Annotated in this window: 8 protein-coding genes; 7 read left to right on the forward strand and 1 reads right to left on the reverse strand. The window is 58.0% G+C overall.

The window, feature by feature from the left end:
* The first annotated feature begins 524 nt into the window (after nt 1-524).
* The 4 genes from VD17_RS04970 to VD17_RS04985 all read left to right on the forward strand — a co-directional run bounded on the left by VD17_RS04970 (nt 525) and on the right by VD17_RS04985 (nt 9983).
* Nucleotides 525-2318, forward strand: a complete 1794-nt coding sequence (locus VD17_RS04970) for a DUF1302 domain-containing protein (protein ID WP_046052920.1) — start codon at nt 525-527, stop codon at nt 2316-2318.
* A gap of 23 nt (nt 2319-2341) precedes the next feature.
* On the forward strand, nt 2342-3709 hold the full coding sequence (locus VD17_RS04975) for a DUF1329 domain-containing protein (protein ID WP_046052921.1): 1368 nt from the start codon (nt 2342-2344) through the stop codon (nt 3707-3709).
* Between the two features lie 140 nt (nt 3710-3849).
* Nucleotides 3850-6399 (forward strand): LuxR C-terminal-related transcriptional regulator, encoded by a 2550-nt coding sequence (locus VD17_RS04980; RefSeq protein ID WP_046052922.1) that lies wholly within the window; start codon nt 3850-3852, stop codon nt 6397-6399.
* A gap of 155 nt (nt 6400-6554) precedes the next feature.
* Entirely contained in the window at nt 6555-9983 is a 3429-nt protein-coding gene (locus VD17_RS04985; protein ID WP_311132805.1) for a dermonecrotic toxin domain-containing protein, read from the forward strand.
* Between the two features lie 39 nt (nt 9984-10022).
* On the opposite strand, the gene VD17_RS04990 is transcribed toward VD17_RS04985, so the two are convergent.
* The gene (locus tag VD17_RS04990; RefSeq protein WP_046052924.1) at nt 10023-10814 is read right to left on the reverse strand and encodes an IclR family transcriptional regulator; all 792 of its coding nucleotides are present in this window, start codon (nt 10812-10814) and stop codon (nt 10023-10025) included.
* Between the two features lie 165 nt (nt 10815-10979).
* Here VD17_RS04990 and hmgA point away from each other — a divergent pair, with 165 nt between their 5' ends.
* From hmgA to maiA, 3 genes are read left to right on the forward strand one after another with little or no spacing between them, the layout of a single operon-like run.
* A complete protein-coding gene (gene hmgA, locus VD17_RS04995; protein ID WP_046052925.1) occupies nt 10980-12284 on the forward strand; it encodes a homogentisate 1,2-dioxygenase in 1305 nt (434 codons plus the stop codon).
* A 3-nt stretch (nt 12285-12287) separates the two neighbouring features.
* On the forward strand, nt 12288-13592 hold the full coding sequence (gene fahA / locus VD17_RS05000; protein WP_046052926.1) for a fumarylacetoacetase: 1305 nt from the start codon (nt 12288-12290) through the stop codon (nt 13590-13592).
* A gap of 12 nt (nt 13593-13604) precedes the next feature.
* Nucleotides 13605-14240, forward strand: a complete 636-nt coding sequence (maiA, locus tag VD17_RS05005) for a maleylacetoacetate isomerase (protein WP_046052927.1) — start codon at nt 13605-13607, stop codon at nt 14238-14240.
* Nucleotides 14241-14318 lie beyond the last annotated feature (78 nt).

Consider the following 14318-nt stretch of genomic DNA (forward strand, 5'->3'; position numbering starts at 1 on the left):
TTATCGGAAACATCCTGTAGGAATGCCTTAAACAAAAGTTGTTCTTCACCACCGTCACAAAACCACCGCCCATAAAAAAGGCCGCTGCAAACGCAGCGGCCAAAGTAAGACGATTGATCAAGGAGCAATAAATCAACGTCAGTGAACACAGGGCGATGAGTCGAATAGCTTCAATTCATCTGAAATCTGTCGCTAATGGCGTGGACTGGCCACCGCCATTGCTTCGTGCTTTGCGGCCGATTGCCGTGAAAGCCCGGCAAGAATAAGGCCTTGAGCCAAAAGGAAAAATAGCGATTCATGACATGAACTGTTGCAGCATGAGTAACAGTGGTAACAAGCCCCGCCCACACGCCATGCGCTGCATTGATAACCCCCCATCCAGCCCATCCATAACCCGCGCAAATCCCCGTCCCATGCGGGCATTCATCCTTTGGAGGTACATCGCGAATACCTCCTTGGTGCGCTTATCGCTCCCAACGTGCGGCAGTAGGGTGGGGCCTTCTGTCACTCACCGGGGAAGACGCATGACAAAAACAACAATGCGCGCCATCTTCACGCCGCAAGCGCTCGCCGCTGCGGTTGCCTTGGGTTGCTGCGCCCAGGCGCAGGCTGTTTCATTCAACATTGGCGAAATCGAGGGGTCGTTTGACTCCTCGTTGTCCGTCGGCGCGAGTTGGGGCATGCGCGATGCCGATAAGTCGTTGGTGGGTATCGTCAACGGCGGGACCGGTCAGTCTTCGACCGGTGACGACGGCCGGCTGAACTTCAAGAAGGGTGAAACCTTCTCCAAGATCTTCAAGGGCATTCACGACCTCGAACTGAAATACGGCGATACCGGTGTGTTCGTCCGCGGCAAGTACTGGTACGACTTCGAGCTGAAGGACGAAGACCGCGAGTTCAAGCAGATCAGTGACAGTGGTCGCAAGGAAGGCGCCAAGTCCTCCGGGACGCAGCTGCTCGACGCCTTCGTCTATCACAACTACTCCATCGCCGATCTGCCGGGCACTGTGCGCGCCGGCAAGCAGGTGGTGAGTTGGGGTGAAAGTACCTTCATCGGCAACTCGATCAACAGCATCAACCCGGTCGACGTTTCAGCGTTTCGTCGTCCCGGCGCTGAGATCAAGGAAGGCCTGATTCCGGTGAACATGCTGTTCGCCTCCCAAGGCCTGACCGATCAACTGACCGTGGAAGGTTTCTATCAACTGGAGTGGGACCAGACCGTTGTCGACAACTGCGGCACCTTCTTCGGCAACGATGTGGTGGCGGATGGTTGCAACAACAACTACACAGTCGGCAGCCCCGCGATTGCACCGTTGGCGCCGGTGGCGGCAGCCTTCGGTCAACCGATCCAGGTGACCCGCGAGGGCGTGGTCGTGCCCCGTGGCGGCGACCGTGATGCGCGGGACTCGGGGCAGTGGGGCACGGCGTTGCGCTGGCTCGGTGACGATACCGAGTACGGCCTGTATTTCATGAATTACCACAGCCGTACGCCGACCGTCGGCACCACCACCGCCGGCTTGTCGACGCTGGCCAGCCTGCCGGGCATGGTGCGTGCGGCCAACCGTCTGGCGCCGGGCAGCGGTTCGGGGCTGGCGCAAAGCGTGATGCTCGGACGCGGTCAGTACTACCTTGAATACCCGGAAGATATCCGTCTCTACGGCGCTAGCTTCTCCACCACGCTACCTACCGGCACGGCGTGGACCGGCGAGATCAGCTATCGCCCCAACGCTCCGGTGCAAGTCAACACCAACGACCTGACTCTGGCCTTGCTCAACCCGATCGCAGGCGGCGCGGCATCGCCTATCGCGACCACGCCAGGTACCGACAACAAAGGCTACCGCCGCAAGGAAGTGACGCAGGTCCAGAGCACCCTGACGCACTTCTTCGACCAAGTGCTGGGCGCCCAACGGCTGACCCTGGTTGGCGAGGCAGCAGTGGTGCACGTCGGTGGCCTGGAGTCGCGCACCAAACTGCGTTACGGCCGTGACTCGGTCTATGGCCAGTACGGTTTTGGCGGCAATACCGATGGCTTCGTCACCTCGACCTCCTGGGGCTACCGCGCCCGGGCGATCCTTGATTACGCCAACGTGATCGGCGGGATCAACCTCAAGCCCAACCTGTCCTGGTCCCATGACGTCGCCGGCTATGGCCCCAACGGTCTGTTCAACGAAGGCGCCAAGGCCGTCAGCGTCGGCGTCGATGCCGACTACCGCAACACCTATACCGCGAGCCTCAGTTACACCGATTTCTTCGGCGGTGACTTCAACACCCTGGAAGACCGCGACTTCCTGGCGCTGAGCTTCGGCGTGAACTTCTGATCTGGCTGAGAAGGATGATTTTAATGCGCAAGATGATTCTGCAATGCGGCGCCCTGGCCTTGAGTCTGTTGGCGGCCAACGTGATGGCGGCGGTCTCGCCTGAAGAAGCCAACAAGCTTGGCACCAACCTCACGCCGCTTGGCGCCGAGAAGGCCGGCAACGCTGATGGCTCGATCCCGGCCTGGACCGGCGGCCTCCCGAAAAACGCCGGCGCGGTGGACAGCAAGGGTTTCCTGGCTGACCCGTTCGCCAGCGAAAAACCCCTGTTCACCATCACCGCCGCGACAGTCGACAAGTACAAAGACAAATTGTCGGAAGGCCAGGTGGCGATGTTCAAGCGCTACCCGGAAACCTACAAGATCCCGGTCTATACGACCCACCGCACCGTGGCCTTGCCCCCGGAGATTTACGAGTCGGCCAAGCGCAGCGCACTGAACGTGAACAGCATCAACGACGGTAACGGCCTGGCCAACTTCACCGGCAACCGCTACTACGCCTTCCCGATTCCGAAGGTCGGCGTCGAGGTGCTGTGGAACCACATCACGCGCTATCACGGCGGCAACCTGCGACGCATCATCACTCAGGTGACCCCGCAAACGAACGGCAGCTACACGCCGATCCGCTTCGAAGAAGAAATCGCCGTACCGCAACTGATGAAGGAGCTGGACCCGGAAAAAGCCGCCAACGTGCTGACCTTCTTCAAGCAATCGGTGACGGCACCTGCACGACTGGCGGGTAACGTGCTGCTGGTGCACGAAACCCTCGATCAGGTGAAAGAGCCGCGTCTGGCGTGGATCTACAACGCCGGCCAGCGCCGTGTGCGTCGCGCACCGCAAGTGGCTTATGACGGGCCGGGTACTGCCGCTGACGGCCTGCGCACGTCCGACAACTTCGACATGTTCTCCGGTGCACCGGATCGCTACGACTGGAAACTGGTCGGCAAGAAGGAAATGTACATCCCTTACAACAGCTACAAACTCGACTCGCCGAGCCTCAAGTACGATGACATTGTGAAAGCCGGGCACATCAATCAGGACCTGACCCGTTATGAGTTGCACCGGGTCTGGGAAGTGATCGGCACGGTCAAGCCGAGCGAACGGCACATCTACGCCAAACGCCACATGTACCTCGACGAAGACAGCTGGCAAGTGGCGCTGGCGGACCACTACGACGGTCGCGGTCAGCTGTGGCGGGTGGCTGAGGGTCACGCTCAGTACTACTACGATCACCAGACCCCGGCCTACACCCTCGAAGCGCTCTACGACATCATTGCCGGTCGATACATTGCCCTGGGAATGAAGAACGAAGAGAAGCACAGTTTCGAGTTCGGCTTCGAAGCCAAGGCTGCCGACTACACGCCATCCGCCTTGCGCGCCGAGGGCGTTCGGTAAGGGGTTTGATACATTGGCAGTACAAAAGGCGACCGGGTGGTCGCCTTTTTTATGGCTGCCAATCAGCGCGCTGAATACTTCTCAACAAGCGGGTCAGAGAGGGCTAGGGTTGCCGGACAATTATAAAAAGGCACGCCGTAATGACCGCCATGATCCCGTGTCTGGACCGTTCTGGATTCCTGCCCCGCCTGTCCACTCATCACCAGTCACGGGCTCGCTTGACCGAGCCGTTACTGGCCTCCACGGCCCGAGTGAAGTTACTTTGCGCGCCGGCCGGCAGTGGCAAGACAGCGCTGCTCGCCGAATGCCTGTTACAGGCGCCGCCGCAGTGCCGCGTGTTCTGGTTGCCATTGTCTGGCACGGTGTTGAGCGCGGTGGATTTTCGTCATCGTCTGGCAGAAACGCTGGGATTGGCTTCGTCGGGCGAATCCGAGTTGCTGGGGTACCTGTCACGATTGCAGACGCCAACCTGGCTGTTTCTCGATGACTATTGCCGCCTGCCAAACCCGGAGCTGGACCTGTTACTGGACCGCATGCTGGCGATCAGCAGCCCGATGCTGACCTGGTGGCTGGGTGCTCGCCGCCGGCCGCAATGCAACTGGCCGCGCTTGCTGCTTGATGATGAGTTGTACGAGTGCGAGCACTCCACGCTGGCGTTTAATCAAAGTGAGATCGCCAAGCTGTTGCGGCATTTGGCACCGGCCGAGGCCAATACTGTCGCCGGCAAGATCATCCAGCGCAGTGGTGGCTGGTGCGCCGGCGTGCGGATTGCGCTGCTGCAAAAATGCGACTGGTCACACAACAACACGCCACAAGGCCGAACGAACACCTTGCTCGATTACCTGGAGCACGAGTTGTTTACCACGCTGACCCCGGAGCTTACGGAAGCCTGGCGGGTACTCGCCCATTTGCCGCGATTCAATGCAAGGCTTTGCGATCACCTGTTTGGCGCGGGTGAAGGTGCACAATGTTTGAGAACGTTGCAAGAACTGGGTTGTTTTATCGAGCCTTGGCAGGACTCGGCAGACTGGCTGCAGATTTTCCCACCACTCACCCAGTTGATGCGCGATGAGCAATGGCCGGCGGGGCGCTCCTGGCATCGTCGTGCCTGCCAGTGGTTTGCGGCCGAACTCGATTGGAAAGCCGCCTTCGAACAAGCATTGCTGGCTGAAGAGTTCGAGGTTGCCGTCAGCCTGTTGCAGCATTTCAGTTTCGAGCACCTGTTCGAGGAACAGACGGTCGTGCTGTTGTTGCGTTTGCATGAGCAACAAGGCGAGGAGCTGACGCTGGGCAGCCCGCAATTGGTCGGATTGATTACAGCTGCGCTGTTATTCGCCGGACGTTTCGAACAGGCGGCTGCCTGTATCGCTCATTTGGCGCATTTCACGCCTCAACCCTCGGCGGTGCTTCAGCGTCAACTGATTGCACGTTGGCAGGCCCTGCAGGGTTGGTTGCTGCATTTACAGGGAGGAGTGGAGGCTTCGCGCGCGCACTTTCTTGATGCGTTGAGCGCGCTCGATCCCGAATGTTGGACGGCGCGCCTGATGTGTTTGTCCGGTTTGACGCAACAGGCATTGCTAAGGGGCGAACTCGACGTGGCGCAAGCCCACAACCGCGAGGCGCTGTGCCTGGCGCGGGCGCAAGGTTCGCTGGTGTTCGAGGGCCTGATGGAGCTCGATCATGCGCAATGGCTGGAACAGCGCGGCGCGGCAGTGCGAGCCGAAAGTCTGCTCTGCGATATCGATGAATTGCTCCGCCAGCGTTCGGATCGACCTGCACCTTTGTTGGGGCGAATTGCATTGCGTCGTGGGCGGTTGGCGCTGTGCGTGGGCGCAGACGAACGTGCCGCCGAGTTCTTTCAGGCAGGCCTGGACGATTGTTTGCGCAACCATGACAAGCGCGTGTTGTATGGGTTTCTGGGTCAGGCCCAACTGGCTGCGAACAAGGGCGATTACGCCCAGGCATTCGTCCGGTTGCGCGACGCGGAGCGGCTGATGCAACAACGGCATATTCCAGACACCGTCTACCGCGGCGTTCTGCTGCAAGTCAGCAGCCAGCTCTGGTTGCAGCAAGGCCGCCCGGAACTGGCACACGAGGCCCTGACCCGCGTGCTGCGCCACTATCGCGGGCCGAATACTCGGCAGGCACCGCCAGCGACCCTGGAGCTCATTGCGCGAATCGAATACTTGCTGGTCCTGGCGGAGACCCAATTGCACGTGGCGATCGAACCTTTGGCGCAGCTTCACGGGGCGCTGGTTGTTGCGCACGAACGCGGCATGCTGAACCTGGAAACAGAACTGCAACTGATGATCGCTCAAGTGGCCTGGCTCACCGGCGATAGTGCTCGGGCGCAAAGTGCCCTGCAGCGGGGCCAGGAGTTGGCGGAGCGCGGTCATTTACAATTGGCGCTGCGTGAATTGAGTTTGCGCCAGCCCGATTTGTACAGCTGTGCGGGGCTGGTAGATCCCAAGGAAAAGGCTGAGGCGGTGGTTGCGGATGGTCCTCTGAGTCGACGGGAACTTGAAGTGCTCACGCTGATTGCGCAGGGTAACTCCAATCAACAGATTGCCGAGCAACTTTATATTTCCGTTCATACGGTAAAAACCCATGCTCGTCGTATTCATGGGAAGTTAGGTGTTGAGCGTAGAACACAGGCGGTGGCCAGGGCTAAGTTGTTGAAGTTGTGTTAAGGAAGGTAAGGGGGGGTGAGTGCGGTGTTAATTTATTGAAATAAACATCGTGTATTCGATTGGGGATTATTCTTTTAGAGTTGGGTTTAAGTGCCAGAGTAAATAAAGATTATTTACCGCTTAGCTCAAGATAAAGGAAGAATCAATTGAACAAGATGTTCACGAGCCTGATGCTCGATACCCTGCGCCAACGCGTCGATAGTGCAACTGAGTTGAAGAAGGCAAACTGGGCAGGTCAACAACTGTTGGCGGTGCTGAAGGCGATTCCTTCGTTCAAGGACATGGCGCGAAATCGATTGGTTGAAAAACTTCGGGAGTACCACCCGGGTGTTGAACTCGATAAAGTTTTTGTGAATAGAGGCAGCTACGCGGCAAACCTTGAAAGTCGACCGGCAGGTTCGTTGCTGGAGGTCCACTTCGAATGCCTGTCACGTAATCTGTCTCCCAGCTACGTGATCGGTTCTGATGGTGTGTATAACCGCGCGAACACGACCGACAGCCAATTCAAAGTTCCTGGGCTGGATATCTATCAGGTTGAGCGCCTTCTTGAGAATGCCCGCCAAAATCTGAGCTGGAAGCATCGCAATAGTCTTGACCAGTATTGGAAGGCTGCGGCCAATGAGCAAATCGATGGGAAGCCTTCATCTACCCATAAGGATGTTCTGCAGCAATCGATAGCAGAAACACTGATGGCAGAGCTTTCCTTGAGTGTTATCGGCGGGCGGCTGGAGTCTCATCAGGGCGAGCGACTTGCAGATCTCCTGCTGTCGGGTCATGGCGGCTCGCTGTATCAGGTGGTGATTAACAATGTGGGTGAATTCCCTGTTCGGCTCCCATCAGGATTTGTCGTGGACATGTCCGGTTTGGGTAATTCTGAACTCACACTGGACAATGAACATTACACGTACGTGCTATATACCTCTGATCGAGGGTTTGAGTTTTTCCTGAGCAGCAATGATGTGCATGCGGCTTTGAGTCGTCGTCTGTCGATATCCGGGAGCAGTATTACTTACCCGGGTTTGCAAGAGAGTGTCTTTCAGTATTGCGTCAGTTCGTGGGTCAAACACCAGAAAGATGAAGTGTCGAAGCTGTTGGAAAAAAACGATTACAACGTCGCGGGACTCTTCGCTTCTCTGGAGAGTAATCAGCAGTTTGGCGCACTTCGACACCATTGGCGGGTGAGCTTTGAAGCGTTGCAAGCCGCTATTAAACGCACTGAGTGGCCCAACTGGTTGAAGGTTGCACCTCCATCGGTACAGGAACGCCATTCGGAACTTGAATACTCGATGGTCAAGTACGAGTCTGACTTTAACGCCACATTCAATGGGTATTTTTCTTTACGGGAGTATGCCCGACGGCAAGTTGCCCACTGGACCCGGAGTGCTCTAGGTATTGAATTGGACTCCGAGAGCATTCGGGTGCGCAGTGTCTATGAGTTCAAGGTCGGTGGACGGACTATCCGTCAAGAGGACAGCTACACCTTGACCGAATTTGTGACGGTTGGCTTGCATGATTCCGGTCGTCGCGCCCGGTTGGTGCTTGAGGGCGGCGAGGCCTTCGGGCTGACCATCGCGAAGCTCGAGAGCTGGTTGCAAAATATTGATGTGCGAGCAAACTTTGTCACTGCTCAGCCATCCAACCCGCCTCAGCCTTACCGCGAAGCATTGAACAATAAAATCTTCAGTCAGATGGAGTTTGCCTTATGGGTCGCTCACCATTCCGGCCGCTTCAGCAGCGAGGATTTCAATCTCGTCAATCGGGCATTGGCCGGCGACTCGGCGGTATTGATCAATGGTGTGAGTTTTGAGGATTCAACTCAACCGTTGAAGGACGTGCTGGTGTTCCATGGACGCCAGGGGGCGCTGGGGCCGCAGCAGGTTTTTCTGAGAAACCCTCAGGGTCACTATGAGTTTCTGCGCTTCGGCAGCTTTTCTGAATGTGCAGATCAATTCAAACTCTGGATGAGCGGTGATCCTGTTTATGCTGCATCGCTGATTAACCCCAATGACCTTCCAGCCATCGGTAAAAAGTTAGCGCAGGCGAGTGGGCTGCGCTGGGAGCGGGATAGAATACGTGTCGCTGCGGTGGTAATGAATCGCAGCCCGAATGAACCGCTTGCCGGCCTGGTGCAGGTGGATTACCGGTGGACGTTCGCAGAAATAAATGGGGTGGCGCCCCTGAATTATCGACGTGTCACGCAATCCCTGCGTCAGACATACGCTCGGCTCAATACAGAGCTCAAGGCGCTGTATACGGTCGAGTTCCGCGACACCGGATTCCCATCCGTTGAGCTCTTCGCGCGCAACCTTATTAAACAGCGGGTAGAACAGGTACTTCGAGAACGAGGGAGCGCTGTCGATGTAGATCCGGATCTTGTTTATGTACAGATCAGTCCTCAGGAAAATATGACCCTTTCGCAACTGATTATCAGTGAGCGAAGTTTTGAAGCCAACAACAGTCCGAAACCGGATCCTCGGGACTATCCGCGATTCTACTGGTCAACGGCTCACCCGCCACTGGACAATTTGTCGATCCGGGATATTTCCGGTTGGTCGAAAACACTCCGGGCGGGGGAGAAATATATTGAACTGTTAAAGTCTGATTATTTGTCGTCAAGTCATCCGCTGTATGCGTTTAAGCGAGAGGTGAATTTTAAGAAGTTGCAGGGTGAGATGCATCAGGCGTTACGTGCTCAATATTTTGACGCTGGTTTGAATGTTGAGCAATTGAATAGCTTGGAACGCATCATTGTTGGATTGGGAACGCCTGAGGGGTACCGCCATTCGGAACCCGTTGTCAATACTGAAAGTGTTTACTATTTTACGTTGAAGAGTACCCGTAAAGTTGAGGGTGTTTATATTTTCCGAGCCGTCACAAGCAAAGGTGTTGAAGACTTTATTTACACTCCGCATGCACCGGATCATGTCGCATTTCGTAGTGTAAATAGCTTTGTAGGGGCTATTCGAGATCGCGCGGGGCCGTTCAGGGAGTACTACATCAAGCGGATAAGCTTTCTCGATAAGAAGGTCATCAACGATTATTTCGATGAGCTTCAGGAGAAGCTTGATCAAGTAGCACCACCGAAGCCTCTTATCAATACTCGCGTCAGGGATTTGGGAATGTCCTACGGAATTCACATCCGGCGGGTTATCGAGGACGTGGACGCCCAAACTACCAGCCTTGCCGAAATTATCGGAGGTCTGGTTTACGAAAACCTGAAGCTGGCGGCCACTGTTATCAGTATCGTCATTCCTCCCGTTGGCCTCGCGGTAACGGCGATCGAGGTCGCTAAAAACATCTACGACGGCATCAAGGCTCAATACTACGGTGACTCCGAGACCGCGTTTACCCATTTCAAGGATGCCCTGATTGGGCTAGTCGGTCTGGCTAAGGTGGGGCAGGGAGTCGAAAGCGTGACCAAGGCGCAGAAGACGCTCATTCAACTGGTGGGTGATGCCAATACCGTGGTGGGGCTGATGTCCACGGCACTGGGTCAGAAACTCGGTCATGAACGTCTGCTTGAGATCGTTCAGCAAGTGCTCGATGAACCTGACGCCAGCACCAGCAAAACCACAGTGATTTGATGGTCGAATAACGTTCGGCTGGACACCATCAACTGAGGGTCAACTCGAGCGGGTCGATTCAAACCCCATCCGCCAACTCACGGCCCGCGTCGCCGCCAGCAACCGCTGCGCCGCCGGGCCGTTTTCGTCGGCGTGAAACAACGACGCCGGGCCGACAATGGTCATCACCGCCGCAACATTCCCCACAGCATTGAATACCGGCGCCGACAACGCATCGACCCCCGGCATCAGCAAACCATGCACATGATGCAGACCGCGTTCGCGGATCTGTTCGCACAACGCCTTATAGGCCTGATCATCCGCCAGCGCATGGGTCAAACCGCTCTGCAGTTCCTGCTCACGCAAGTCCACGGTCTCACGCTTCGGCAGATAGGCGCCAAACACCAGCCCCGTGGACGAACTGAGCAACGGCAACACCGAGCCCAATTGCGTCACCACCGTCACCGCGCGCACCGCCGGTTCGATATGCACCACGGTCGCGCCCTGATTGCCCCACACCGCCAGAAAGCAGGTTTCGTTCAGTTCATCGCGCAACTCGGCCAAGGGCAGGGCGCCGACTTTCAGCACGTCCATACTGTTGAGTGCGGCGAGACCGACGCGCAAGGCTTCGCGGCCCAGGCCGTAATGATTGGTGGCAGCATTCTGTTCGGCAAAACCGCTGGCAATCAGCGCCTGCAAATAGCGGTGAACCTTGCTCGCCGGCATCTGCACGTGTTCGGCCAGGCGCGACAGCGAAGTTGATGGCGACAACTCGGCCAGGGCCTTGAGGATGTCGGTGCCGACCTCGGCCGAGCGGACTTTCTGTTTATCGTTGCTGCGCGGCGTTTCCATGGAGGCGGTCTGATCCCGGGACGAATGGGCGTCTTTATAGCTTGACGGTCAATACCAATCAAATTACGTTAAGCGTAATCGAATTACGATAAAAATAACCAAGGCGTGCCGAGACCTCTTCAACGGAGCGACAGGCCATTGCCTACTCCCTGTTCAGGAGGCTCCATGAACCTCGATTCAACGGCGCCAGCGCTGGCTTATCAGTCCGGCTTCGGCAACGAATTCAGCAGCGAAGCGTTACCCGGCGCACTGCCCGTCGGCCAGAATTCCCCGCAAAAAGCGCCTTACGGTCTCTACACCGAACTGTTCTCCGGCACGGCATTCACCATGCCTCGCAGCGAAGCGCGGCGCACCTGGATGTACCGCATTCAGCCGTCGGCCAATCACCCGGCGTTCGTCAAACTGGATCGGCAACTGGCCGGCGGCCCGTTGGGTGAAGTGACCCCCAACCGTTTGCGCTGGAACCCGTTGGACATCCCGACCGAGCCAACCGATTTCATCGACGGGCTGGTGAGCATGGCCGCCAACTCGGGCGCGGAAAAACCGGCCGGGATCAGCATCTATAGCTACCGCGCCAACCGCTCCATGGAGCGCGTGTTTTTCAACGCTGACGGCGAACTGTTGCTGGTGCCTGAGCTGGGACGCCTGCGCATCGCCACCGAACTCGGCGTGCTGGAACTGGAACCACTGGAAATCGCCGTGCTGCCACGCGGTCTGAAATTTCGCGTCGAACTGCTCGACCCGCAAGCTCGCGGCTACATTGCCGAGAACCACGGCGCTCCGCTGCGTCTGCCGGATCTGGGGCCGATCGGCAGCAACGGTCTGGCCAACGCGCGGGACTTCCTGACGCCGGTCGCGCATTACGAAAACCTCAAGCAACCGACCACGCTGGTGCAGAAATTCCTCGGCCAGTTGTGGGGCTGTGAGCTCGATCATTCGCCGCTGAACGTGGTCGCCTGGCACGGCAATAACGTGCCGTACAAATATGACCTGCGTCGCTTCAACACCATTGGCACGGTCAGCTTCGATCATCCGGATCCGTCGATCTTCACTGTCCTGACGTCGCCAACCAGCGTCCACGGTCTGGCCAATCTCGACTTCGTGATCTTCCCGCCACGCTGGATGGTCGCCGAGAACACCTTCCGTCCACCGTGGTTCCACCGCAACCTGATGAACGAATTCATGGGCCTGATCAAAGGCGAGTACGACGCCAAGGCCGAAGGCTTCGTGCCCGGCGGTGCGTCCTTGCACAGTTGCATGAGCGCCCACGGCCCGGACGGTGAAACCTGCACCAAGGCGATCAACGCCGAACTCGCGCCAGCGAAAATCGACAACACCATGGCCTTCATGTTCGAGACCAGCCAGGTGCTGCGCCCGAGCCGTTTCGCACTGGATTGCCCGCAACTGCAAAACAACTACGATGCCTGCTGGGCCACGCTGCCCGCCACTTTCGACCCGACCCGGAGATAACCCATGACTCAGACTTCCATCACTCGTAGCTGGGTTGCCTCCGCCAACGGCCATGCTGATTTCCCATTGCAGAACCTGCCGCTGGGCGTGTTCAGCGTGAAGGGTTCGGCACCGCGCAGTGGCGTGGCCATTGGCGAACATATCTTTGACCTGGAAGCTGCACTGGACGCCGGGCTGTTCGATGGCGCCGCAAAAACTGCAGTCGAAGCCACCCGTGGCGGCCAGTTGAATGCGTTCTTCGAACTGGGTCGTGACGCTCGCGTTGCCCTGCGCGAACGCCTGCTGGAACTGTTCAAGGAAGGCAGCACCCTGCATGGCAAGATTGAAGCCCAAGGCGCAAAACTGCTGCCACTGGCGGCAAATTGCGAGATGCACCTGCCGGCGAAAATCAACGACTACACCGACTTCTACGTCGGCATCGAGCACGCGCAGAACGTCGGCAAACTGTTCCGTCCGGACAACCCATTGCTGCCGAACTACAAGTACGTGCCGATCGGCTACCACGGCCGCGCCTCGACCATTCGCCCGTCGGGCACCGATGTTCGCCGTCCGAAAGGCCAGACCTTGCCAGCCGGCCAGACCGAGCCGACGTTTGGTCCGTGCGCACGTCTGGACTATGAGCTGGAGCTGGGCATCTGGATCGGCCAGGGCAATGAGATGGGCGACTCGATCGCCATCGGTGACGCCGCCGATCACATCGCCGGTTTCTGCCTGCTTAACGACTGGTCGGCGCGCGACATCCAGGCCTGGGAATACCAGCCGCTGGGACCCTTCCTGTCGAAGAGTTTCATCACCAGCATCTCGCCTTGGGTCGTGACGGCCGAAGCACTGGAGCCGTTCCGTCGTGCTCAACCGGCACGTCCGGAAGGCGATCCGCAGCCGCTGCCGTACCTGTTCGACAAGCGCGATCAGGCCGCTGGCGCCTTCGACATCGAACTGGAAGTGCTGCTGCTCACCGAAGGCCTGCGCGAGCAAAAACTGCCGGCGCATCGCCTGACCCTCAGCAACACCCAACACATGTACTGGACCGTGGCGCAAATGGTCGCGCACCACAGCGTCAACGGCTGCCAGTTGCAGGCCGGTGACCTGTTCGGTTCGGGCACGTTGTCGGGGCCTGAGAACGGTCAGTTCGGCAGCCTGCTGGAAATCACCGAGGGCGGTAAAAAGCCTATCGAGCTCGCGTCCGGCGAGGTGCGTAAATTCCTTGAGGACGGCGACGAAATCATCCTGCGCGCCCGTTGCAATCGCGAGGGTTTTGCCTCCATCGGTTTCGGCGAATGCCGCGGCAAAGTGCTGCCGGCGCGCTAAGAGGATCGGGTCATGGAACTCTATACCTACTACCGTTCGACTTCGTCCTTTCGGGTGCGTATCGCGTTGGCGCTCAAGGGGCTGGATTACCAGGCGCTGCCGATCAACTTGATCGCGCCGCCAGGTGGCGAACATCGACAGCCGCCGTATCTCGCCATCAATCCGCAAGGCCGGGTGCCGGCCTTGCGCACCGACAAAGGTGAGCTGTTGATCCAGTCGCCGGCGATCATTGAATACCTGGAGGAACGTTATCCACAGGTGCCGCTGCTCTCCAAAGACCTCGCCGCTCGCGCCCATGAACGTGGTGTGGCGGCGGTGATTGGTTGCGACGTGCATCCGCTGCACAACGTCAGCGTGCTCAACAAGTTGCGGCAGTTGGGGCACGATGAACCGCAAGTGGTGGAGTGGATCGGGCACTGGATCAGCCAAGGGTTGGCGACGGTGGAGCAGTTGATCGGCGATGACGGGTTTTGCTTCGGCGATCATCCGGGGCTGGCGGACGTCTACCTGATCCCTCAACTTTATGCCGCCGAGCGTTTCAACATTTCGCTTGAGGCGTATCCACGGATTCGTCGAGTGGCGGTACTGGCGGCGACGCATCCGGCGTTCATCAAGGCGCATCCGGCGAATCAGCCAGATACCCCTTAAAAACATCAGATCAAAAGATCGCAGCCTCGTTTCACTCGACAGCTCCTACGCAGCTCCTACACAGCTCCTACACAGCTC

Origin of the sequence: Pseudomonas fluorescens, assembly GCF_000968015.1 — a bacterium.
GTDB classification, from domain to species: domain Bacteria; phylum Pseudomonadota; class Gammaproteobacteria; order Pseudomonadales; family Pseudomonadaceae; genus Aquipseudomonas; species Aquipseudomonas fluorescens_W.